At 59.6% G+C, this 20,657-nt stretch carries 19 protein-coding genes; 15 read left to right on the top strand and 4 right to left on the bottom strand.

The genetic code is table 11. From position 1 onward, the window contains the following. From AACZ64_RS09545 to AACZ64_RS09530, 4 genes are all read right to left on the bottom strand, one after another. Positions 1-1,122, bottom strand: coding sequence for an ABC transporter permease (locus AACZ64_RS09545; protein ID WP_293614226.1), 1,122 nt, complete (start codon positions 1,120-1,122; stop codon positions 1-3). Position 1,123: 1 nt separating this feature from the next. Next, positions 1,124-3,907, bottom strand: coding sequence for a ribosome-associated ATPase/putative transporter RbbA (gene rbbA / locus AACZ64_RS09540; protein ID WP_293614227.1), 2,784 nt, complete (start codon positions 3,905-3,907; stop codon positions 1,124-1,126). Positions 3,908-3,920: 13 nt separating this feature from the next. Further along, positions 3,921-4,988: an HlyD family efflux transporter periplasmic adaptor subunit gene (locus tag AACZ64_RS09535; RefSeq protein ID WP_339639943.1), complete on the bottom strand. Its 1,068-nt coding sequence runs from the start codon at positions 4,986-4,988 to the stop codon at positions 3,921-3,923. 226 nt (positions 4,989-5,214) lie between these two features. Then, positions 5,215-6,642 (bottom strand): PLP-dependent aminotransferase family protein, encoded by a 1,428-nt coding sequence (locus tag AACZ64_RS09530; RefSeq protein ID WP_339639942.1) that lies wholly within the window; start codon positions 6,640-6,642, stop codon positions 5,215-5,217. Between the two features lie 164 nt (positions 6,643-6,806). Here AACZ64_RS09530 and ilvE point away from each other — a divergent pair, with 164 nt between their 5' ends. The 15 genes from ilvE to trbL all read left to right on the top strand — a co-directional run bounded on the left by ilvE (position 6,807) and on the right by trbL (position 20,649). Next, positions 6,807-7,736 carry a branched-chain-amino-acid transaminase gene (gene ilvE / locus AACZ64_RS09525; RefSeq protein WP_339639940.1) on the top strand — a complete coding sequence of 310 codons (930 nt, stop codon included), beginning with the start codon at positions 6,807-6,809 and terminating at the stop codon, positions 7,734-7,736. After that, complete coding sequence (locus AACZ64_RS09520) at positions 7,733-8,239, top strand: DinB family protein (RefSeq protein WP_293614230.1); 507 nt, start codon at positions 7,733-7,735, stop codon at positions 8,237-8,239. The genes ilvE and AACZ64_RS09520 overlap by 4 nt, the downstream gene beginning before the upstream one ends. Positions 8,240-8,346: 107 nt before the next feature. Beyond that, positions 8,347-8,793, top strand: coding sequence for a PaaI family thioesterase (locus tag AACZ64_RS09515; RefSeq protein ID WP_293614231.1), 447 nt, complete (start codon positions 8,347-8,349; stop codon positions 8,791-8,793). Positions 8,794-8,806: 13 nt separating this feature from the next. Continuing rightward, the gene (locus tag AACZ64_RS09510; protein WP_293614232.1) at positions 8,807-9,463 is read left to right on the top strand and encodes an isochorismatase family cysteine hydrolase; all 657 of its coding nucleotides are present in this window, start codon (positions 8,807-8,809) and stop codon (positions 9,461-9,463) included. A gap of 515 nt (positions 9,464-9,978) precedes the next feature. Continuing rightward, entirely contained in the window at positions 9,979-10,290 is a 312-nt protein-coding gene (locus AACZ64_RS09505; RefSeq protein WP_293614233.1) for a DUF1330 domain-containing protein, read from the top strand. A 348-nt stretch (positions 10,291-10,638) separates the two neighbouring features. Next, positions 10,639-11,574: a LysR family transcriptional regulator gene (locus tag AACZ64_RS09500; protein WP_123182321.1), complete on the top strand. Its 936-nt coding sequence runs from the start codon at positions 10,639-10,641 to the stop codon at positions 11,572-11,574. A gap of 2 nt (positions 11,575-11,576) precedes the next feature. After that, on the top strand, positions 11,577-11,858 hold the full coding sequence (locus AACZ64_RS09495; protein ID WP_293614234.1) for an EexN family lipoprotein: 282 nt from the start codon (positions 11,577-11,579) through the stop codon (positions 11,856-11,858). A 217-nt stretch (positions 11,859-12,075) separates the two neighbouring features. After that, positions 12,076-14,070 carry a conjugal transfer protein TraG gene (locus AACZ64_RS09490; RefSeq protein ID WP_293614235.1) on the top strand — a complete coding sequence of 665 codons (1,995 nt, stop codon included), beginning with the start codon at positions 12,076-12,078 and terminating at the stop codon, positions 14,068-14,070. After that, positions 14,067-14,573, top strand: coding sequence for a CopG family transcriptional regulator (locus tag AACZ64_RS09485; RefSeq protein ID WP_293614236.1), 507 nt, complete (start codon positions 14,067-14,069; stop codon positions 14,571-14,573). Before AACZ64_RS09490 ends, AACZ64_RS09485 begins: the two co-directional genes overlap by 4 nt. Next, positions 14,570-15,598, top strand: coding sequence for a P-type conjugative transfer ATPase TrbB (gene trbB, locus AACZ64_RS09480; RefSeq protein ID WP_293614237.1), 1,029 nt, complete (start codon positions 14,570-14,572; stop codon positions 15,596-15,598). Before AACZ64_RS09485 ends, trbB begins: the two co-directional genes overlap by 4 nt. After that, on the top strand, positions 15,595-15,936 hold the full coding sequence (locus AACZ64_RS09475) for a TrbC/VirB2 family protein (RefSeq protein WP_293614238.1): 342 nt from the start codon (positions 15,595-15,597) through the stop codon (positions 15,934-15,936). The genes trbB and AACZ64_RS09475 overlap by 4 nt, the downstream gene beginning before the upstream one ends. Further along, complete coding sequence (locus AACZ64_RS09470; protein ID WP_293614239.1) at positions 15,933-16,205, top strand: VirB3 family type IV secretion system protein; 273 nt, start codon at positions 15,933-15,935, stop codon at positions 16,203-16,205. The genes AACZ64_RS09475 and AACZ64_RS09470 overlap by 4 nt, the downstream gene beginning before the upstream one ends. Before the next feature lie 8 nt (positions 16,206-16,213). Then, the gene (trbE, locus tag AACZ64_RS09465; protein WP_339639930.1) at positions 16,214-18,670 is read left to right on the top strand and encodes a conjugal transfer protein TrbE; all 2,457 of its coding nucleotides are present in this window, start codon (positions 16,214-16,216) and stop codon (positions 18,668-18,670) included. Further along, on the top strand, positions 18,660-19,424 hold the full coding sequence (gene trbJ / locus AACZ64_RS09460; RefSeq protein WP_339639928.1) for a P-type conjugative transfer protein TrbJ: 765 nt from the start codon (positions 18,660-18,662) through the stop codon (positions 19,422-19,424). The genes trbE and trbJ overlap by 11 nt, the downstream gene beginning before the upstream one ends. 46 nt (positions 19,425-19,470) lie before the next feature. Beyond that, positions 19,471-20,649 carry a P-type conjugative transfer protein TrbL gene (gene trbL / locus AACZ64_RS09455; RefSeq protein WP_293614241.1) on the top strand — a complete coding sequence of 393 codons (1,179 nt, stop codon included), beginning with the start codon at positions 19,471-19,473 and terminating at the stop codon, positions 20,647-20,649. Positions 20,650-20,657: the final 8 nt, after the last annotated feature.

Below are 20,657 nucleotides of genomic sequence, written 5' to 3'. Positions count from 1 at the left end.
CTAAGCCATGGCCCCGATGGTTTTGCGAAACCGGGCCAGGGACAACGAAAAAAGCCCGGCGCCGATAAACAGCAGGGCGACAAACTGGGGCCAGACCACCGCGAAGCCCGCACCCCGGTAGAGGATGCCCTGGGCGAGCATGACAAAATGGGTATTGGGCGCCAGCAACATCAGGTACTGAATGGCGGCCGGCATGCTCTCCCTGGGGGTCATTCCCCCTGAAAGCACTTGCAGCGGAAGCAGGATCAGCATCAGCAACAGCCCAAACTGGGGCATGGAGCGCGCCACGGTGCCAAGGAAAATCCCTAGGGACGTAGTGGCGAACAGGTGCAGGACAGCGCCGGTCAGAAACAGCGGCACCGACCCCTCGATCGGCACACCCAGCCAGCCCTGCACCACCAGGGAAAGAGACAGCGTGGTGGCCACCAGGACCACCAACACCATGGCCCAAACCTTGGCGGCCATGATCTCGAAGGGCGTCACCGGCATGGCCAGCAGGTGCTCGACGGTGCCGTGCTCGCGCTCGCGGATCAGCGCCGCGCCGGTGAGAACGATCGCCAGCATGGTGATGTTACTGATCACCTCCATCACCGAACCGAACCACACTTTGTTGAGTTCGGGGTTAAAGCTGGCGCGCAGTACGAGATCAACGGGCGGCGTACTGAGGTTGCGGTGGCGTTCCAGGTAAGCACTGATCTCACCATTGACAATGGCCTGGACATAGCCGTTTCCGGTAAACGCCTGCCCCATGCGGGTGGCGTCCACGTTGAGCTGGATTTCCGGTTGCCGGCCGGCCAGCAGGTCGCGTTGGAAATGAGGGGGGATATTGAGGGCAAAGGTGTCGAGGCCGGCGTCCATGCGCTCGTCCATCTTGTGCCCGTCGATCAACACCGGCTGGGAAAAGTAAGGCGGGTAGAAGGCATCGACAATCCGAGCCGACAGGGGCGAACGGTCCTCATCGACAATGGCGATGGGCGCCTTATTGAGCGATTCGGGCATGGCGGTGGCGGCCGTGTACACGGACAGGGTGAAGGCGTAGACGATCAGCACCAGCATCATGGGGTCGCGGCCGAGGCTGCGCAATTCCTTGACGCCCAGGTGCAGGATGTTTGCCAGGGCCATATCAGCGCTCCTGCTTCGACAATAACAGCGTGCCCGCCATCAGCAACACCGGCGCGGCGACCAGCAGCGCAAGGAAAGAGGTATGCAAATCCGCAAAAGAGAGCCCCTTGGAAAACACACCCCGGGAGATGGTGAGGAAGTGGGTGGCGGGATAAATATCCCCCACCAGGCGACCGACGCCTTCGAGGGAGGAAACCGGATCGATCATGCCGGAAAATTGCACAGCGGGCACCAGGGTCAATATGGCGGTACCGAACAGGGCCGCGATCTGGCTGCGGGTAAAGGTCGACATCACCAACCCCAGGGCGGTGGCGCAAAACACGTACAGCAGGGCTGCCAGCGTCAGGGTGGGGAAGCTGCCGGTGAGGGGCACCCGGAATACGGCTACCGCACAGAGCGCCAACAAAAAGAAGTTGAACATGCCCAGTGCCACATAGGGCAACTGTTTGCCGAGCAGAAACTCCAGGCGATTCACCGGCGTGACATAGAGGTTGACGATAGAGCCCAGCTCCTTTTCCCGCACCACCGACAGGGCGGTGAGAATGGCGGGAATCAACATCAGCAACAGGGGAATCACCGCTGGCACCATGGCCACCAGGCTTTTCACGTCCGGGTTGTAGCGGTAGCGGGTCTCCACCGTGGCCGGCCGGGCCAGGGCGCTGGAACCGAGGGCCTCCCGGGCCTTGCCCGCCAGCCAGTGACTGTGCATGCCCTGCACATAGCCGCTGATGGTCTCGCCCCGGCTGGGCATGGCGCCGTCAATCCAGGCGCCGATCTCCACCGACCGCCCTCGGGCCAGGTCGGCGGCAAAGCCCGGCGGGATCTCGATGGCCAGGCTGATTTCACCGCTGCGCATACGCCGCTCCAGCTCTCCATAACCGGCCAGGGGTGGCTTCTCGACAAAGTACCGCGAGCCCGACAGGTTGAGAACATAGTCGCGGCTGGTGGCGGTCTGGTCGCGATCGAGCACCGCAAAGGTGAGGTCTTCCACATCCATGGTAATGCCGTAGCCCACCACAAACATCAGGATAAGGGTTCCCACCATGGCCAGGGTGAGGCGAATGGGGTCCCGCAGCAGTTCCAGGGTTTCGCGCCGGGTATAACTGTACATGCGCCGGCGGCTGAACCAGTGCGGCTTGCGACCCCGCCCGTCGGCCGCTCCCGCCGCGGGCGCGGACCCGACCTCACGGGCGAGGCCGGCATCGGCGGGCGACGGTTGCCCGTGCCCCTTCGCGTCGCGGGCGACTTCATCTTCCAGATAGGCCACGAAGGCGTCATCCAGTGACGCCGCCTGACGGCTGGCTATCAGGTTTTCGGGGGTGTCGGTCACCAGCACTCGCCCGGCGTGCATCAGGGAGATACGGTCGCAACGCTCGGCTTCGTTCATGAAATGGGTGGAAATGAAAATGGTCACGCCGTCGTTGCGCGCCAGGTCCACCATGATCCGCCAGAATCCGTCCCGCGCCACCGGGTCCACCCCGGACGTGGGCTCGTCGAGGATCAGCATTTCCGGGCCGTGGATCATGGCCACCGCCAGCGACAACCGCTGGCGCTGCCCCAGAGGCAGAGCGTCCGGCAAACTGTCCAGCACCTGTTCCAGCTCGAAGCGCCGCGCCATTTCCGCCACCCGCCCGGCAATCTCATCCTCCGGCAGCCTGAACAGGCGCGCATGGAGGTTAAGATTCTGGCGCACGGTGAGCTCGCCGTAGAGGGAGAAGGACTGGGTCATGTACCCCACCCGCCGCCGGATGGCGATATCCCCGGTGTCCACTTCCCGGCCGAACAACCAGGCCTGGCCGGAGCTTGCAGGCAGAAGGCCGGTAAGCATCTTCATGGTGGTGGTCTTGCCGCAGCCGTTGGAGCCGAGAAAGCCAAAGATCTCGCCCCGAGGAATGCGAAAAGTTGCCCGATCCACGGCGGTAAAATCCCCGAAACGCATGGTCAATTCCCGGGCCTCAATAGCGATTTCTTCCTCTGCCATCGCCTCGCGCGGAGGAATCGTCACCGGATGGTGGCGAACGCGCTGTGCTTCGGGCAACAGAGCAATAAAGGCCGCCTCCAGGCTTTCGGCACCAGTTTTCATCAGCAATTCCGCTGGCGAACCCTCGGCCAGAACCCGGCCGTCATTGAAAGCCGCCAGCCAGTCAAAGCGCGCGGCCTCCTCCATGTAGGCGGTGGCCACCACCACGCTCATACCCGGCGCGGCTTGGCGGATGCGGTCGATCAGCGCCCAGAACTGGCGGCGTGACAGAGGGTCAACCCCGGTGGTGGGTTCGTCAAGGATCAGCAAGTCGGGGTCGTGGATCAGGGCGCAGCACAGGCCAAGCTTTTGCTTCATCCCCCCGGAGAGTTTGCCCGCTGGACGATCCGCGAAGGGAGCAAGGCCGGTAGCCTCAAGCAACTGGGCAATACGCTTCTCACGCTCCGCCGTGCCGTGGCCGAACAGGCGACCGAAGAAGTCAACATTTTCGTAGACCGAGAGGGTGTGATAGAGATTCCTGCCCAGCCCCTGAGGCATGAAGGCGATGCGCGGGCATACCCGCCGACGGTGGCTGTCGCTGTCGATATCGCCACCCAACACCTCGATGCGGCCCTGCTGCAACCGGCGGGCGCCCGCCAGCAGGGACAGCAGGCTTGACTTGCCCACCCCATCGGGGCCGATTAACCCGACCATCATCCCGGCGGGAATGGAAAGCGTGACATTGTCCAGCCCCTGGGTTTTGCCGTAGCGGTGGGTTACGCCTTCGATCCGCGCAACGGCGTCGGTCATTTTGGTCGTTGCCATGGGCTGTTAACCCTCAAGGCAACTTCACGGCAAGGTGGTCGGGCCATGTGGCTTTGCTGTCCGCCAGCAGGTAGGCCACCCCAGGCAGGCCGGTCTTGACTCGCAACAGGTTTTCGTCGAGCACATCGTGGGGCACCTGGGCGCGGACCTGAAACATCAGTTTTTCCCGCTCGCTGGCGGTTTCCACCGTCTTTGGTGTGAACTGGGCGACGTCCGCCACGAACGACACCGATGCGGGGAAAACATACTCCGGCGCGGCATCCAGCACGATACGCACTTCCGCGCCCTGGGCGAGCCGGCCCGCCATGGCCGTGGGCAGGAAGAAGGTCATGTAGACGTCCCGCAGATCCACCAGGTTGAGAACCCGGCCACCGGCGGCCACCACCTCGCCGGGCTGGGCTATCCGGTACTGCACCCGGCCATCCCGCACGGCCTTGAGTTCACTGTCGGCAATGTCCGCCTCAATCCGCTCGACACTGGCCGCGGCCGCTGCAACCGTAGACTCCGCGCCGGCGATCTGGGCCTGTGCCGTTTCGATGGCGGCATCACTGGCCGCCACCTGGGCTTCGGCGGCAGCCAGGGCAGCGGCGGCGCTCTGTTGGGTAGCGAAGTCATCGTCCACTTCTTGTTGTGATCTGGCACCACGCTCGGTTAGGGAGGCAGAGCGCTGATAGCGTTTCTTTGCCACGTTGAGTTCGGCCTGGCGCTGAGCCACAAGCGCAACAGCGGCCTGACGCTCGGCCAGGCGAAGCTTCACCTGGCTGTGGGCAATGGCCACAGAGCTTTCAGCTTGGCGCAGCTGGGCCTCGGCCTGCCGCAACTGTGCTTCAAGATTTTCGGTATCCATTACCGCCAGTACTTGGCCAACAGTAACGAAATCCCCCTCAGTCACGAGAATATCGCGAATACGCCCGGCTTGTTTCGCGGCGATATCGATTTCTGTCGCCTCCACCCTGCCATTCCCTGAGGCCAGTCCCTGGTCAAGGTCCGGTGACAGATAGTGTTGCCAGACAAACGTCGCCACCACAGCTATAAAGGCTAGCAAAGTTAGAGTAAAGAACTTTCTACTGCGTATATTCATGATGGTCTTTCCTTGAGTATCATAGAAGTGGCGGCACCTCTTTTTCTGGGTAGATTATACACGGCGGATTGTTACCCTCCCACAACATGGCGCTCTGGTATACTCGATTTCTGTGGAATGAGCACGTAACAACAGGCGTAATGTTTTAGAAAGGGGCAGTATGACTTCCGGGTTCCCTTGTGGGCGGCATTGGAACAGTTGGTGGCAGCTGCTGCATGAAAACTTGTCAATTCAACAATTGTCCAAGTGCGCGCAAGGCTGGGGACAGAATTGGTTCCCACGGCAAAGCACAGTTTATTCGGAAATGGTGTTTGAATCGTTGATCGCTGGAAAATAAATACCCAGGGGCGATGCTGATCCTGTGTTCCAGTGCTTTTTGGTAAAGCTCGGTGGTATCGAACTCCCCAGGCAACTGCACCCACAAGACAAAGCCGCCGCGGGGTTGGGAGGTTCGGGTGCCGGGTGGAAACGTCGTTTTAATCAGGTCAATGCATTGCCCTATATTCGCGGCATAACGGCGGCGTATTTTGCGGACATGCCTGTCCATGCCGCCATTGCGCAGGTATTCATCCAGTACCCGTTGGTTCAATGTAGCGCTGGCAATATTCTGGGTGAATTTCAGGTAGGCGGCTTTCTCCGTATAGCGACCGGGTGATAGCCACCCCACCCGCAGGCCGGGGGAAACGGATTTGGAGAAAGAGCTGCAATAGAGTACCTCCCCGGCCGTATCGATGTGTTTGTAGGGCGCGGGGCGATGACCGTCGAAGGCAAGGTCACCGTAGATATCGTCTTCCACCAACGGTACATCGAAGCTATTGAGCAGCGACAGTAACGCCTGCTTTTGGTTGTTGTCTGGGCAGCTCCCCAGCGGATTGCTGAAGTTGCTGACGACGATACAGGCCTTGACGTCCCACTGCCGGCAGGCGTCCTCGACCTTGTCCAGATCCATGCCGGACTCGGGGTGGCAGGGGATTTCCACTGCGCGCAGTCCCAGGGTATCGATCACCTGCAGCAAACCATAGTAGGTGGGGGATTCCAGCAATACCACATCACCGGGTTCGGCCACGCACTTGAGGGCAATAATCAGTGCTTCGTGACAGCCGTTGGTGACGAGGATATCCGCGGCACTCACCTCACAGCCGTAGCTCAGCATCCGCAGCGCCAGGGATTCGCAGAGTGATGGCAATCCGGGCGGGACTTCGTAGCGCATAAAGCCGGTATCGTCGGCTCGGCTGATTCGGGCGGCGATTCGCTGCAGATCCTGTCCGGGGAAGTAGCTCTCGTGGGGTAGGGCCGCCCCCAGTTGCACCATGGTCTTGCTGCCAGTGGCCTGGATCAAATCCAGCGCCAGTCGCTGGCGCTTCACCAATATCGGTTTCAACGTGGCCTTGGCCGGGCTTTTTACCAGCTGTGCGGCGTCTTCGCCGCGCCATTTGACGAAGAATCCCGAGCGCGGAACCGCTTCAATCATGCCTTGGTTTTCCAATAGCTTCTGCGCCTGGAGGACAGTATTGATGCTGACACCATGGGTTTCCGCCAGCACACGCGTTCCGGGAATTTTTTCTCCTGGACTGTAGCGTCCTGCCTGGATCTCCCTGGTCAGCTGTTCGGCAAGCTGCTCGTAGCGATGGAGTTGAAAGCGTGGTGCGTCCAAAATCTGTACCCGTTCAAATTGGTATAAACTGTATCTGTACCCTTTTCTTGGAAAGATTACACTGTCTGCATTGCTCCCTCAATAGCCTGACTCCGATGAGCCCATCAATGGCATCGTCATCTTTCAGACGGTACGGGGGCGTCAACTCTGTGAGGTGATATCGGATGCAGGTCCAACCCCAACCCCAACCCCAGACCCAATCCATGTGTCATACAAAAACGAAGTACTCTTGCTGGAAGAACGGTGAGCTGGTGAGCGCTGACCAGGCGGTCGTGTCGATCTATGACCACGGTTTGCTATACGGTGACGGCTGCTTCGAAGGACTGCGATTTTATCACCGGCATCCTTTTCGGTTGGATCGTCACCTGGCGCGGCTGCGCCGCTCCCTCAGTGCACTGGCGATCACTGTTCCCTATACCGATGATACCCTCGCAGAAGCAGTCATGGCCTGTATCGCTCGCTCGGGCATGGGCGATGGTTACCTGCGGATTTTAGTGACCCGGGGTGAGGGGGATATGGGGCTGAACCCCCGCAATTGCACCGCGCCCAATGTCTTTATCATTCCGGCATCACTGTCGTTGGTCAGTGATGAAACCCGGCGCCAGGGGGTTAGCCTGATCACCAGCAGTATCAAGCGAGCAGTCGGGACGGGGCTGGATGCAAGGGTCAAATCCCTGAATTACCTGCATTCGGTTCTGGCCAGAGCGGAAGCGAATGCCGCTGGAGTTGATGAAGCTATTTTGCTAAACCAGTTTGGTCATGTGGCGGAATGCAGCGCCGAGAATATCTTTGTCGTCAAGGCGGGATCGCTGCTAACGCCGCCAGTTCAGGACGGTGCCTTGGAAGGTATTACCCGCGAAACCATTTTGAAGCTGTCGCCTCAACAAGGACTGGAGGCTCGCGAGAAGTCCCTCACCAGCTACGATCTTTACACTGCCGAGGAGTGTTTTATCTGCGGCAGCGGTGCGCGGTTGATTCCAGTTAAAACAATCGATGGTCGGCAGATTGCCCAGTGTCCCGGGCCTGTATATCAGCGTCTGTCACTTGCCTATCAGGCATTGATTGATGACGAATGTGGAGAGAAAAGACAATGACCTTCGACTTGGCCAGCTACGCCAACACCATGGCTCGCTACAACCAGTGGATAAATGGCGGTCTGTATTCGGCTGCGGAGACCTTGACCCAGGAGCAGCGCCGGTCGGAGTGCGGCCTGTTCTTCGGCTCCATCTACAACACCCTCAATCACTTGCTGGTCTGTGACCTGATGTGGCTGGCCCGATTCAAAAACGAACCCGTCACAGTGAAAAGCCTGACCCAGGAGCTGTTCGGTGATTATGCCCAGTTGCGACACGCCCGGGAGAAAGCTGACAGGGACATTATTGCCTGGGCACAAAGCCTTGCGTTATCCCCGCCGCCCGAACGGTTGAACTATGTCAGTTTGTCGAGCAATACCGAGCGGAATGTGGACTTCGCTCAGGCTATCGTGCATTTCTTCAACCACCAAACCCACCATCGTGGACAGGTGACAGCGGCGCTGTCCCAGAAGGGTGTGGACTTCGGGGTGACTGACTTGATCTTTATGCCGGAGGAGAATTGACGACATTGATCCCTCTCACTTTTGGTTTTATTCATCATTTTCGAGAGACAGGCATTGAACCAAACGCAGTAAATTTTCAAATGAAAAATTAGGCAGGGAGGTAAAAGGTGGAAGCGCAAGATACAGGCTATGAATCCAAGGCACTCGAGAGTTTTGGCCGCCAGGCGGTGATGCAAACCCTGGAGGCGGAGCTGAGTATTCAGGGGCCAGGAATCGTCTCCATCCGCTTTCCCTTCCAATCGCGGTTTACGCAACAGAACGGCTATATCCATGCAGGCATTGTCGCCACTATCCTGGACAGCGCCTGTGGCTATGCCGCATTTACACTGATGCCACAGGGGGCGGATGTGCTCACCGTTGAATTCAAGGTCAACCTGTTGCGCCCTGCCAAGGGGGATCACTTTGCCGCGAAGGCAACCGTGGTCAAGCCAGGCAAAACAATTTCTGTCGTGGAAGCTGCGTTGTACAGCTCGGAATATGGCGAAGAAAAACCGGTAGCGACCATGACGGCAACTATCATGACAATGTTGCAATTTTCAAAAATTGAGGAGTAGGCAGGAAAGAATAATGAATGGCTACACAACCCCCGACCTAAACCACAGCGCGTTGATCAGCATCGATGTACAAAACGACTTTGTGCTCGATGATGCCCCCGCCCGCATTCCAGGCACGCTGGAAGCGGTTCCGGCAATGAGAAAGGTGATTCAGTCTTTTCGAGATAGCGACTTACCGGTTATCCATGTTATCCGCTTGTACATGCCGGATGGCTCCAATGTGGACTTATGCCGCCGTGCGGCGGTTGAGCGAGGTGCCCGTATCGCGATACCGGAAAGTGACGGTGCTGAGCTTGTTGCATCATTGAAGCCCAATAGTGATACCCGCTTGAATGCCCAGTTATTGTTGTCGGGTGGTATTCAGGAAGTTGGTGACAATGAGTTTGTTCTTTTCAAGCCCCGGTGGGGCGCCTTTTACCAGACAGGACTGGAAAATTTCCTGCGAGGGCGAGGCATCAATACCTTGGTGTTTCTGGGTTGTAACTATCCCAATTGTCCCCGCACCAGTATCTACGAGGCCAGTGAGCGGGATTTCAGGATCATACTGGTCACCGATGCGATTTCTCAGCTCTATCCCAAGGGGGAAGAAGAGATGGAAAATATTGGCGTGACACTTTTCTCCTCTGAAGGTCTGGACCAGTTGGTACGGGGATCCATTTGTAAAGAATGATTTGGAGGAGTCAGCGTGATTGGGCACTGTCGATGTACGAATATGAAAGTGGAGTGGCAGTTTGACCGTGCCAGCGAAGTTCATCCCGTCATTTGTGATTGTGAATACTGTACAGCCCACAATGCTCAATATGTATTCCAATCTGACACTACCGTGGAAATACACATAAGGGATTTTTCATTCTATCGCCAAATCCAACAGGGAACGAAGACCGCCGTTTTTCATGAATGTCGAAAATGCGGAATGTTGGTTTGTGTGACGGTTGAATCAGGTGGAAAAATTTATGGGGCGATTAACCGTGTCTGTTTTCCTGAGAGGCTGGTTTTCGCCACGCCATTAAGGGTTGATCATGATGGTGCTCCCATACAAGACCGAATAAAGAAATGGGAACAGAATTGGTGTTCTTCGGTGACTATTAATACAGGATAGATCGCAGAGCATTGAGATAAATGAATCGAGGATGAGCGCAGTGTTGTGTGGGAAAAATATACATCAATGAGTCAAAGGAGTTTTTAATGAAGTGCTACGCCATTGGTGAGATTAATTTCTCTGATCATCATTGGGTAAATGATTATCTTAAGAATGTGACGCCATTGGTGGAGAATCTGGGGGGTATATATTTGGCAAGAACTCCATCAGTGGAGTTGTTGGAAGGTGAAGGGGGGGCTCCCCAAACGGTCGTTCTTATTCAATTTCCTTCAAAAGAAGTGGCGATGAAGTTTTACCATAGTGATGAATATGAATCTTATAAAAAAGCCAGGAAAGACGGCTCGCATGGGAGGTTTATGCTAGTGGACGGGCATGATGTTGCTTTGGACCAAATATAGTTAAAACGCATCAAGAGTCACATTAAGAGGGCTTTTCTATTACCCGCGGTATCGGACGATGAAAAGACTATATCCAATGGTTTTCTGTTAAAGGTTCAGTTCAACTTTTTTCAGAACAGGGGCAGGTAAAAATTCATTCTGGCTCAAAGTAGCAGAATCTATCAATAAATTCTGTGATTGGAGGATGCTGATTTATTTCGTGTGTTAGTTAGCTCGCGAACTGTAGAGAAAAAATCAAGGGTGTGTTGGGTATACACTTCTTTTTGGGCTTATTGATGGCAGGGAGAGTGTGCCTGGTTTTGAAGCATAAAGTGATAAAAAGATTGGTTATAAGTTGGAATAAATTGCATGGAGCTACGTCACTTACGCTGCTTTCTGGCTGTCGCTGAAGAATTGCATTTCGCCCGTGCGGCAGAACGCCTGCACATCGAACAGTCACCCCTGTCTCGGGCGATAAAGGAGCTGGAGGAAGACCTGGGAGTCCGCCTGTTCAATCGGACGACGCGCAGTACGAGGTTAACCCGCGCCGGGCAGCTTTTCCTGGACCATGTGCCACGTATCTTTACCGCCCTGGATCAGGCGCGGGGCAGTGTGCAAGCTGCCGCGGCAGGCTTTCATGACCAATTGCGCCTGGCGCTATCCGACGGCATCACGCCTCCGCGTCTCACGGCGCTATTGGCCCAGTGTCGCGAGGAGGAGCCGCAAGTCGATATCCGTCTGTTCGAAGTGCCGTTGGGGCAACAGCTCAGGGGTCTGCATGACGACCTATATGATGTGGGCTTCGCCCAGTCCGCCGAGGTGGGGGATGGTATTGTGGCCGAGCCGGCCTGGAGTGACCCTCTTGTCGTGGCGGTGCCGGCCAGGCACCCGCTGTTGGCCTACCAGCGAATTCCACTGGACGAGGTGCTGCGTCATCCGCTGGTCGCTTGCGATCCCCAGTCATGCGAAGGCCACTGCCACCAGATCCGTCGTATCTTGCGTGGCGCCGATCGAGAACCTTTGGTGGTGGAGCAGGTTTCCTCACACGACCTGATGTTGACGCTGGTGGCGGCGGGTTATGCGCTGGCACTGGTGGGCGCTTCTCACTTGGCCGCGTCCCGTCGAGAGGAAGTGGTGGCTCGGCCTCTGGCGGGACGATCACAGGTGCTGACAACGTGGTTGTTGCGGCGTGATGCCGAGCCTTCCGAAACCCTTCGAAGATTTATCGGGCGAGTCACTCCGATAAGCGGCGATCCCTCGCCCCAGGGGGACTCGTTCACATCCGATACCAAGGGAGAAAATTGATCATGAAACGTTTAAGCATACTGCTGGTTGTTGCTTTGTTGAGTGCCTGCGGCGAGAAGCCCACATCAATTGAAAAGCCATCCGCTGATGTGCCTCTCACCGATACGGTGGAATCGCTGCTGGCCGATCCCGGGCGGCGCAAGGAGCTGCGTGAGCAGTGTCGGCTCAATCGTGCGGAGTTGGGCGACAAACTGTGCAACATAGTAGCCGAGGCCACCAACAAGGCCTTCCTCGGTGATGGCAAAGTGCCGTACACACCGCCGAAGGAAAAACCGGCGTTTTAATGCCGACTGGTTGATAAGTTATCGCTGGATAACCCGCTTTGTTGGAATACGCTGTTATTTGCGGTGTTTTTACAGTGTTTCCCCTGCCTGGCAATCTTGCATTTCCCTTCAGCATTGTGCCGATAACAGTCTTTGACCGGCACTGATCCAGCACCGAATCTGACACTTGTTGGCGCGCTCATGTGCGTGCGAAACCAGGGCAAATTCGGAGGCGGATATGCGGGCGACAGGGGTACTCTACGGGCAGGTGCTGACGGTGTTCGGCATCGTCATAGCCGGCGTGTGGGGTGCCACCCAGTGGGTGGCCAACGCCCTGGGCTACCAGTCTCGTTTGGGTGCCCCCTGGTTCGAACTGCTCGATAAACCGGTTTACCACCCATGGCGCTTGTTCGATTGGTGGTTCTTCTTCGACGCCTATGCGCCCGGCGTGTTTGTTACCGGCGGTGCCATCGCCGGGGCCAGTGGCCTAGTGGCGGTGGTGGTGGCCATCGGGATGTCGATCTGGCGTTCCCGGCAATCGCGGCTGGTGACCACCTACGGCTCGGCGCGTTGGGCCGATCCTGCGGAAGTTCAGCGTGCCGGCCTGACCGGCGATGCCGGCGTTTTTCTTGGCCAGCACGACCACAAGTACCTGCGCCATGAAGGGCCGGAGCATGTCCTGACTTTTGCACCGACCCGCTCGGGCAAGGGCGTGGGGTTGGTGGTGCCGACCCTGTTGTCCTGGCCCGCCTCGGCGGTGATCCATGACATCAAGGGTGAAAACTGGCAACTGACTGCTGGCTGGCGGGCGCGGTTTTCCCACTGCCTGCTGTTCAACCCTACCGATGGCCGCTCGGCAGCTTATAACCCGTTGCTGGAAGTGCGGCGGGGCGCCCACGAGGTGCGCGATGTGCAGAACATCGCAGACATCCTGGTGGACCCCGAAGGCGCACTGGAGCGCCGCAACCACTGGGAGAAGACCTCCCATGCCTTGCTGGTGGGCGCCATCCTGCATGTGCTTTACGCGGGAGAAGATAAATCCCTGCGCGGTGTCGCCAACTTCCTCTCCGATCCGGCCTGCCCCTTCGAGGTGACACTGCACCGGATGATGACTACCAAGCATTTGGATGACGGGCCGCATCCGGTAGTGGCCTCGGCGGCACGGGAAGTGCTGAACAAGGCGGACAACGAGCGCTCTGGTGTGCTGTCCACCGCCATGAGTTTCCTGGGGCTGTACCGTGATCCCACGGTGGCCGCCGTGACCTCCCGCTGCGACTGGCGCATTGCCGATTTGATCGCCGCCGAGCACCCGGTGTCCCTGTACCTGGTGGTGCCGCCCTCGGACATCAACCGCACGAAACCACTGATTCGTCTGATCCTCAACCAGATTGGTCGGCGGCTGACCGAATCCCTGGATGGCAGCGACGGCATTGAGCGCCGACACAAACTGTTACTGATGCTGGACGAGTTTCCCGCACTGGGACGGCTCGACTTTTTCGAGTCGGCACTCGCCTTTATGGCGGGCTACGGCATTCGCAGTTTCCTGATCGCCCAGAGCCTCAACCAGATCGACAAGGCTTACGGCGTCAACCACGCCATTCTCGACAACTGCCATGTACGGGTGACCTTCGCCACCAACGACGAGCGCACCGCCAAGCGGATCTCCGACACCCTGGGTACGGCTACCGAACTGCGGGCACAGCGCAACTACGCCGGTCACCGGCTGGCACCCTGGCTGGGGCATTTGATGGTCTCGCGCCAGGAGACGGCACGGCCCCTGCTGACGCCGGGGGAGGTGATGCAACTGCCACCGGACGAAGCAGTGGTGATGGTTTCGGGTCAGCCGCCGATCAAGGCAAAGAAGCTGCGCTATTACCTTGATGCCAATTTTACCCGTCGGGTACTGCCGCCGCCTGTTCGGGATGAAGGCCGTTATGTCGACGTGCCCGAGGTTCGCCCCAATGACTGGAGCGAACTGGCAGTGCCTGCGGTGCCGGCTACGACTTCCAAGGCGGTTGATAACGCCGGAGGAAGTGATGATGGCGGTCCGCGCCGACAACCGGAACTGTCGGAGACTGTGAGCTGGGAGCCGGAAACCAAACCACCCACCAATGACCTGGCACTGCTGGATGACGGGGATGATATTGCGCCCCTGCCAGCCAAGTTCGACCCGCGCCTGCAACGTTTGGCACGGCAGGCCGCCCTCGACCCCGACGATGGAATTGCCCTATGAGCCGACTGCATTCCCGACACCGACTGAATTTGTTTATCGAGCGCGACCATGCCAGACGCCTGGACGAGTTGTCCGCGAAGAAGGGTGTGTCCAAGTCGTCCATCGTTGCAGCAGCATTGGCATCCTGGCTCTCGCCGGATGCCGCCGACAAGCGCGAAGCGGCCATGGCCAAACGCCTGGATCGTTTGTCCCGCCAGTTCGAGAAGTTGGAGAGGGACCAGAACATCCTGATCGAGACAGTGGCGCTGTATGTGCGCTACTACCTGACCGTAAGCACGCCGCTGCCGGAGTCACATCAGGAGTCGGCCAGGGCCCAGGGCAGGGCGCGCTTCGAGCAATTCGTCGAGCAGTTGGGCCGCCACATTTTGCGTGGCCGCAGTTTGGTGCGGGAGGTTTTTGAAGAATTGGAACCCGATACGCGGCGGCTGGATGAGATTGCCGCCCAGATTGAGGCTCAAGAGCGCGAGCAGCAACAACAGCACGATGGGGAGGGCGAATCATGAACGCGGCTCACCCATCGTCATCCTCGACACAATCACTCGACCGGCGCATCCGCATGCTGCGTACCGTCATGGGGCCGTTGATCGCCGCTGCGCTGGCAGACCCCGATGTGGTGGAGGTGATGCTCAACCCGGATGGCAGTTTATGGGTGGATCGTCTGTCCACGGGGCGAGCGCCAACCGGTGAAACGCTGTCCGCCGCCGATGGCGAACGCATCATTCGCCTGGTGGCGGCTCACGTGGGGGTGGAAGTCCATCGTGGTCGGCCATTGCTGAGTGCCGAGCTGCCGGAAACCGGCGAGCGTTTCGAGGGTGTCCTGCCGCCTGCTTCACCGGCTCCGGCCTTTGCCCTGCGCAAGCGGGCGGTGGGTGTGATTCCGTTGGACGACTATGTGCGCGACGGTGTGCTGGCGGAGTCTCAGGCGGCATTTCTGCGAAGTGCGGTGCGGGAGCGCCAGAACATCCTGGTGGCTGGCGGCACCAGTACCGGCAAGACCACCCTGGCCAATGCCCTGCTGGCGGAGATTGCGGCCACCGATGACCGGGTGCTGGTATTGGAAGATACGGTTGAACTCCAGTGTGTAGCAAAAGACCACGTACCCCTTCGCACCCGCCCCGGCGTGGTGTCTATGACCGAGCTGGTGCGGGCCACCATGCGCCTGCGCCCGGATCGGGTGGTGGTTGGTGAGGTGCGCGGCGGCGAGGCGCTGGATCTGGTCAAGGTCTGGGGCACAGGCCATCCCGGCGGCATCGCCACCGTGCATGCCGGTTCCGCTCAGGGTGCACTGCTTCGTCTTGAGCAACTGATCCTGGAAGTTGCCATCACGCCACCGCGTGCCTTGATTGCCGAGGCGGTGAATGTGGTGGTGTTTATCGCGGGGCGCGGCCGTGCCCGCAAGGTGCGCACTGTGGCCCGGGTCACCGGTTTCGACAGCAACGGCTATCACCTCGACGAATCCCTGTCGTCGTCGCTTTCATCCTCAATCGCCTCATCCTCATCCTCAACCTCATCTGGAGAACCCTCATGACCCCTGTTCATCCAATGCGGATTTCTGTAAATCCGGTTTTGAATACTCTGGTGTTTGCCGCGTTGTTGCTATGCGTGGCGACAACGGCACAGGCCGCGGGTTCCAGCATGCCCTGGGAGGGGCCACTGCAATCCATCCTCGATTCCATCCAAGGCCCGGTGGCCCGGATTGTCGCCGTGATCGCCATTATCGCCACCGGGCTGGCACTGGCCTTTGGTGATACTTCCGGCGGTTTTCGGCGGCTGGTGCAGATCGTGTTTGGCCTGTCCATCGCCTTTGCGGCGTCCTCGTTCTTCCTGTCCTTCTTCAGCTTCTCCGGCGGGGCGGTGGTGGCATGAACGGAGTGTCCGTATTCGCCGACGGTTTCGAGGTGCCGCTACACCGGGCGCTGACCGAACCGATCCTGCTGGGTGGGGCACCGCGCACCGTGTCCATTGCTAACGGTACGTTGGCTGCCGCAGTCGGGCTGGGTTTGCAGCTGTGGTTGCCCGGCCTGGTGCTGTGGCTGCTGGGGCATTCCCTGGCGGTATGGGGTGCGCAGGCCGACCCGCAGTTTATGGCGGTGTTCCTGCGGCATCTTAAGCACAAAGCTCTGCTGGATGTGTGAGGGCAGCCATGTTGAACCTGACCGAATACCGCAAGCGTCCCGCCCTGTTGGCCGATTGGTTGCCTTGGGCAGGGCTGGTCGCTATAGGAGTGGTGCTCAACAAGGATGGATCGTTCCAGCGCACGGCGCGCTTTCGCGGGCCGGATCTGGACAGTGCAACCCAAAGCGAACTGATCGCCACGTCAGCGCGGCTCAATAACGCGCTGCGGCGCCTGGGATCGGGCTGGGCCCTGTTCGTGGAAGCCGAACGCTTGCCCGCGGCAGGCTATCCGCAGTCGGAGTTTCCCGAGCCACTGTCCTGGCTGGTGGAGGAGGAACGCCGGGGCGCCTTCGAGGAAGACCACAGCCACTTCGAAAGCGCCTACCACCTGACGCTGGTATACCTGCCGCCGGAAGAGTCGCGCGCCCGGGCGACCAGCCTCTTGTACGAAAACACGTCTCGCCAGGGGGCGAACTGGCGTGAGCGACTGGATGCATTTACGGCGGAGACGGACCGCGTATTCGATCTGCTCGATGGCGTGATGCCGGAACTGGCCTGGCTGGATGACAGCGAGACGCTGACCTATTTGCACGGCACCGTTTCCACACGCCGTCACCCGGTGGCCGTACCGGAGGCACCGTTCTATCTTGACGCTTTGCTGGCCGACAGCCCGTTGACCGGTGGCCTGGCGCCGATGCTGGGCGAGGCGCACCTGCGGGTTGCTTCGGTGCGGGGTTTTCCCACCTCGACCTGGCCGGGGATTCTGGATGACCTGAACCGGCTGGGTTTTGGCTATCGCTGGAGTACGCGTTTTCTGTGCCTGGACAAGGCGGAAGCGGAACGGGAGCTGGGGCGGTTGCGCCGGCAGTGGTTTGCCAAGCGCAAGAATGTGGCGGCGCTATTGAGAGAGACCCTGTTCCAGCAGGAAAGCCCGCTGGTGGATACCGATGCCTCGAACAAGGCGGGGGATGCGGACGCCGCCCTGCAGGAACTCGGCAGTGATCAGGTGGCCTTCGGCTATGTCACGGCCACCGTGACGGTGCTGGATACTGATTCTGCCATCGCCGATGAAAAACTGCGCCAGGTGGAGCGGGTCATCCAGGGGCGGGGTTTTGTCACCATCCCCGAGACCATCAATGCCGTGGAGGCGTGGCTGTCTTCGATCCCGGGCAATGCCTACGCCAATGTGCGCCAACCCATCGTCTCTACGCTGAACCTGGCGCACCTGCTGCCGGTGTCGGCGGTCTGGGCGGGGCCGATGAAGAATGTTCATCTGGACGGCCCGCCGTTGATTGTCACGCGCACCGATGGCGCCACGCCGTTCCGGCTCGTCACCCATATTGGTGATGTCGGTCATACCCTGGTGGTGGGGCCTACCGGCATGGGCAAGTCCGTATTGCTGGCCACCCTCGCGTTGCAGTTTCGCCGCTATCCGGGTTCGCGGATTTTCGCTTTCGATATGGGGCGTTCCCTGCGAGCCACCATTTTGGGTCTCGGCGGCGAGCACTATGACCTGGGTGCAGAGGGCGAGATTGCCTTTCAACCCCTGGCCGGTATCGACCGGGAGGAGCGCCGCGCCTGGGCGGCGGAATGGCTGGAAGGGCGGATACGGCAGGAAGGGGTGACCCTTGACCCCGATGAAAAAGCGGCGATCTGGTCGGCGCTGGAAAGCCTGGCCGGTGCGCCGGTGGAGCAGCGCACCCTGACGGGGTTTTCCGTTCTGCTGCAGGACAATTCACTGCGTCAGGCGCTGGCCCCGTACCTGCTGGGTGGTGCCCACGGCAAGCTGCTGGACGCCGAGCATGACCGCCTGGGTATAGCTGATGTGCAGTGCTTCGAGATGGAGGAATTGATGGCCAGCCGTGCGGCGGTGCTGGCCGTACTCGGAGTGTTGTTCGCACGTTTCGATGAGCGTTTCGACGGGGCGCCGACGCTTCTGATATTGGATGAGGCCTGGCTATTCCTCGACGACCCGGTGTTTGCGGCGCGCATCCGCCAGTGGCTGAAGACCCTGCGCAAGAAGAATGTCAGCGTGATTTTTGCCACCCAGTCGCTGGCGGATATTCAGGATTCCAGCATCGCGCCGGCTATCGTCGAGAGCTGCGCGAGCCGCATTTTCCTGCCCAACCCCCAGGCCACCGAGCCACAGATTCGCTCCATTTACGAAGGCTTCGGACTCAATGCCCGGCAGATTCAGATTGTCGCCACTGCCGAGCCCAAGCGCGATTACTACTACCAGTCACGCCTAGGCAATCGTCTGTTCGACCTGGATCTGCGGCAGGTGGCGCTCGCCTTTGCCGGCGCCTCGACGCCCGAGGATCAGCGCGAGATGGATGCGCTGCTGGCCTCGATGCCGGTAGCTGATTTTGCCGTCGCCTGGCTGCGCCATCGCGGCATCGATTGGGCGGCGCAATTGCTTGACCACCACTCACCCGCAGGAACGTCTCTGGATGAACTTCCCAGGAGGAAACGTCATGAACCGTAAACGCCCGTTGGTATCCCGTTTTCGCGCGGTGGCGCTGGCCAGCGCCATTGCCTTCACTGTCGCCCAGCCCGCCCAGGCCCTGTTTGGTGTCGGCGATATTGTGCTCGACCCTTCGAATCTGGCGCAGAACATGCTGACCGCGGCCCGTACCCTGGAGCAGATCAACAATCAGGTACAGCAGCTGCAGAACGAGGCGAACATGCTGGTCAACCAGGCGCGGAATCTGCAGCGGCTTGATTTCAATTCGGTGAATCGACTGCGCTCGGCACTGGCGACCACCGGGCGTCTGATTGCCGAGGCCCAGGGTTTGGCCTATGAGGTAAACCGCATTGACCAGGAATTTGCCAGGCTCTACCCGCAGGAATACGCGGCTACCGTAAGCGGTGACCGCATGGCGCAGGATGCCCGCGAGCGTTGGGCGCACACCCTGGATGGCCTGCACACGGCGATGCGCATGCAGGGGCAGGTGTCCCAGAACCTGTCTGCAGACGAAGGCGTGTTGACTGATCTGGTGAATCAGAGTCAATCAGCCAACGGTGCCCTGCAGGCGATGCAGGCCACCAACCAACTACTCGCGTTGCAGGCCAAGCAGTCCATCCAGTCCCAGCAACTACAGCTGACGCAGCATCGCGCCGCGTCCCTGGAGTTGGCCCGGCAGGCTGCCGCCACCGAGCGCGGCCGGGAAGTGACCCGGCGATTCCTGGGGGAGGGCACGGCCTACACACCACAAGCGGTTTCCTTCTACGGGTACTGAGGCAGCGTGATGACTTTGATACCTGTGCCGATGGAGGCGCGTGGCCATGGATGATGTCGCGGTAATCGACCGCTTCCTCAATGTCTTCTCCACCTACATCGATTCGGGTTTCGGGTTGCTGGGTGGAGAAGTGGCGTTCCTGACCGCCACCCTGGTGGTGATCGACATGACCATCGCGGGACTATTCTGGGCTCTGAGCCATGCCACCGGGCAGGCCGATGACGTGCTGGTTCGCCTGATTCGCAAGGTGCTCTACGTCGGGGCTTTTGCCTACATCATCGGCAACTTCAATACGCTGGCGGGTATCGTGTTCCGCTCCTTCGCCGGGTTGGGGTTGATGGCGTCGGGCACTGGCATGACGGCTGCGGAATTCCTGCAACCGGGCCGGTTGGCCAAGGTGGGTGTGGATGCCGGCGCGCCGATTTTGGAGCAAATCAGCGAGATGAGCGGTTTCCCGGAAGTGTTCGTCAATATCACGCCCATCGTGGTGCTGTTCCTGGCCTGGCTGGTGGTGATCCTGACTTTCTTTGTGTTGGCGATCCAGCTCTTTATCACCCTGATCGAGTTCAAGCTGACCACCTTGGCCGGGTTTGTGTTGGTGCCTTTTGCATTGTGGAACAAGACCGCCTTTCTCGCGGAAAAAGTCCTGGGCAACGTGGTGTCCTCCGGCGTCAAGGTGCTGGTGTTGGCGGTGATCGTCGGCATCGGCACCGGACTCTTTGCCGAATTCCAGGTTGCCCCCGCCGAACCCTCTGTGGATTTTGCACTGGTAATCATGCTGGCTTCCCTAGCGCTGTTGGCCTTGGGAATCTTCGGGCCGGGTATTGCCACTGGCTTGGTTTCCGGCTCACCACAACTGGGCGCCGGAGCGATGGCGGGTGCCACGCTTGGTGCAGCCGGGACCGCCGTGGCCCTGGGTGCTGCTGCCACTGGAGTGGGTGGCGCCGTGGTGGCCGGAGCGCGAATGGCTCCCGGCGCGGTTCGGATGGCGACAGGTGGTGCCAGCTCGATGAAGGCTACGGCCAGTGGGGCGAGCTCGGTCATGGATTCAGCCGCCGCAAACACGAAGCACACGACAGCGTCGGGCGGACAGCCGGCTTGGGCCAGGCAGTTGCAACGTCGCCAGCAGCTTTCCCATACCGCGACGACCGTTGCCCACACCTTGCGCGGTGGTGACGGTGGCGGTTCTGGAACAGGCCCCAGTCTGAACGACCCGGATTCCTAAGGAGAGTT

The sequence above is a fragment of the uncultured Porticoccus sp. genome, from assembly GCF_963975625.1.
Classification (GTDB): Bacteria; Pseudomonadota; Gammaproteobacteria; order Pseudomonadales; family Porticoccaceae; genus Porticoccus.
The sequence above is the reverse complement of the archived record's forward strand: the minus strand, read 5'-3'. Positions and strand labels throughout refer to the sequence as shown.

Coding starts and splice junctions, on each gene's coding strand:
- AACZ64_RS09545 (WP_293614226.1), bottom strand. CDS start 1,122: ATGGCCCTGGCAAACATCCTGCACCTGGGCGTCAAGGAATTGCGCAGC.
- rbbA (WP_293614227.1), bottom strand. CDS start 3,907: ATGGCAACGACCAAAATGACCGACGCCGTTGCGCGGATCGAAGGCGTA.
- AACZ64_RS09535 (WP_339639943.1), bottom strand. CDS start 4,988: ATGAATATACGCAGTAGAAAGTTCTTTACTCTAACTTTGCTAGCCTTT.
- ilvE (WP_339639940.1), top strand. CDS start 6,807: ATGCAGGTCCAACCCCAACCCCAACCCCAGACCCAATCCATGTGTCAT.
- AACZ64_RS09520 (WP_293614230.1), top strand. CDS start 7,733: ATGACCTTCGACTTGGCCAGCTACGCCAACACCATGGCTCGCTACAAC.
- AACZ64_RS09510 (WP_293614232.1), top strand. CDS start 8,807: ATGAATGGCTACACAACCCCCGACCTAAACCACAGCGCGTTGATCAGC.
- AACZ64_RS09505 (WP_293614233.1), top strand. CDS start 9,979: ATGAAGTGCTACGCCATTGGTGAGATTAATTTCTCTGATCATCATTGG.
- AACZ64_RS09500 (WP_123182321.1), top strand. CDS start 10,639: ATGGAGCTACGTCACTTACGCTGCTTTCTGGCTGTCGCTGAAGAATTG.
- AACZ64_RS09495 (WP_293614234.1), top strand. CDS start 11,577: ATGAAACGTTTAAGCATACTGCTGGTTGTTGCTTTGTTGAGTGCCTGC.
- AACZ64_RS09490 (WP_293614235.1), top strand. CDS start 12,076: ATGCGGGCGACAGGGGTACTCTACGGGCAGGTGCTGACGGTGTTCGGC.
- AACZ64_RS09485 (WP_293614236.1), top strand. CDS start 14,067: ATGAGCCGACTGCATTCCCGACACCGACTGAATTTGTTTATCGAGCGC.
- trbB (WP_293614237.1), top strand. CDS start 14,570: ATGAACGCGGCTCACCCATCGTCATCCTCGACACAATCACTCGACCGG.
- AACZ64_RS09475 (WP_293614238.1), top strand. CDS start 15,595: ATGACCCCTGTTCATCCAATGCGGATTTCTGTAAATCCGGTTTTGAAT.
- AACZ64_RS09470 (WP_293614239.1), top strand. CDS start 15,933: ATGAACGGAGTGTCCGTATTCGCCGACGGTTTCGAGGTGCCGCTACAC.
- trbE (WP_339639930.1), top strand. CDS start 16,214: ATGTTGAACCTGACCGAATACCGCAAGCGTCCCGCCCTGTTGGCCGAT.
- trbJ (WP_339639928.1), top strand. CDS start 18,660: ATGAACCGTAAACGCCCGTTGGTATCCCGTTTTCGCGCGGTGGCGCTG.
- trbL (WP_293614241.1), top strand. CDS start 19,471: ATGGATGATGTCGCGGTAATCGACCGCTTCCTCAATGTCTTCTCCACC.